The sequence below is a fragment of the Pseudomonas sp. JV245A genome (genome assembly GCF_032424515.1).
Taxonomy (GTDB): Bacteria; Pseudomonadota; Gammaproteobacteria; order Pseudomonadales; family Pseudomonadaceae; genus Aquipseudomonas; species Aquipseudomonas protegens.
The window spans coordinates 1-1,303 of sequence record NZ_VYKE01000381.1; the positions used below are offsets into that span (position 1 = coordinate 1).

Genomic DNA, 1,303 nt, shown 5'->3' on the forward strand with positions numbered 1-1,303 from the left:
ACCCTTGCCCATGGCGCGCTCCATCAGCAGGGCATCGCCTTGCTGGGCATGAACCCGCGCCGCCCCCTCCCCGGCCCACCAGGCCATCAGCCGGTTGCCGGCCTGCTCGTGTTCATCCAGGGCAATCTTCAACATGGCCGGCGCACCGTCTTGCAGACGCACCGGCAACAAGCGGCTGCCCGGGGTGACGATGGGATCGCCATCGGGCGTCAGGCGCCAGCGTTTCATATAGGTTTCGAACAAGGGGCTGCTCCAGACGGGAAGCAGCCAGTTTCAGGCGACAGGCCTGGCTCTGCAACGTGCCGCTTGCAACTGCCTGTTTCAACCCTGCTGCAGGTAGTTCTCGATATTGCTCATCTGCTCGTCCCAGCCCCGGCTGTTCATGCGAAAGGCCTTGAGCCGGCGCTCGGCGGGAATGCCGTCGAAGCCCGACTCGGTGACCCGCAGCAAGGTACCACCGGCGTGCTCTTCCAGTTCGAACCGGACCAGGGTGCTGGGCTCTGCCGAATAGTCCTGCGCGGGATCGATGGCGTAGGGGTGCCAGCGGAAGGAGAATAGCTCCTGGGGCAGCATCTGCTCCACCAGGACATCCCAGGTCAGGTGCTCATAGCCTGGGTAGGTCACCGCGCCCCGGGCCCGCTGGCCGGGTATGAACTGCTGGCCGGCCAGGGCCACGCCAAACCAGCGGCCGAAGCGTTCGGCCTCGCTCAGCGCCTGCCAGACCTGGGCCGGGTCGGCCTTGAGCAGGATCTTGCGTTCGATGCGATCTGAAGAATTCATGGGCCACCTCCAGTGATGAACACTAGACCTCTCTGAATCGAGCGCAACCTTTATCTGGCCGAAGGACCCACAGCTTGCCCAGAACGAAAAATGCTACTGTCGCCGGCGCCAATACCTCTGCAAAGGACCTGCCATGCCCCTCACCCTCACCGACCGTTACCGTGGCAGCCTGCTGGGCCTGGCCTGTGGCGATGCCCTGGGCACCAGTGTGGAATTCAAGCCACGGGGCAGTTTCCCCCCGGTCACCGATCTCTTGGGCGGCGGCCCGTTCAACCTCAAGGCCGGACAGTGGACCGACGACACCTCCATGGCCCTGTGCCTGGGGGAAAGCCTGTTGCGCAAGGACGGTTTCGACCCCGCCGACCAGATGGGCCGCTACCTCAACTGGTGGCAATGGGGCTACCTGAGCGCCACCGGCGAATGCTTCGATATCGGTATGACGGTGCGCCAGGCCCTGGCCGACTATCAGGAACACGGCCAGCCCTTGGCGGGTTCCAGCGACCCGCAGACCGCCGGCAATGGC

The 1,303-nt window shown here is 64.8% G+C and carries 3 protein-coding genes; 1 reads left to right on the top strand and 2 read right to left on the bottom strand.

The genetic code is table 11. The annotated features are described in order from the left end of the window. Together F6S12_RS31815 and F6S12_RS31820 are read right to left on the bottom strand one after the other, a co-directional pair. Positions 1–243: aminoglycoside phosphotransferase family protein (locus F6S12_RS31815; protein WP_315869866.1), on the bottom strand; the 243-nt coding region annotated here is incomplete at its 3' end. Positions 244–321: 78 nt separating this feature from the next. Continuing rightward, positions 322–780: an SRPBCC family protein gene (locus F6S12_RS31820; RefSeq protein WP_011062395.1), complete on the bottom strand. Its 459-nt coding sequence runs from the start codon at positions 778–780 to the stop codon at positions 322–324. Between the two features lie 133 nt (positions 781–913). Between F6S12_RS31820 and F6S12_RS31825 the strand changes: the two genes are divergently transcribed. Continuing rightward, a partial coding sequence (locus tag F6S12_RS31825) for an ADP-ribosylglycohydrolase family protein (RefSeq protein ID WP_315869867.1) occupies positions 914–1,303 on the top strand: 390 nt, incomplete at its 3' end.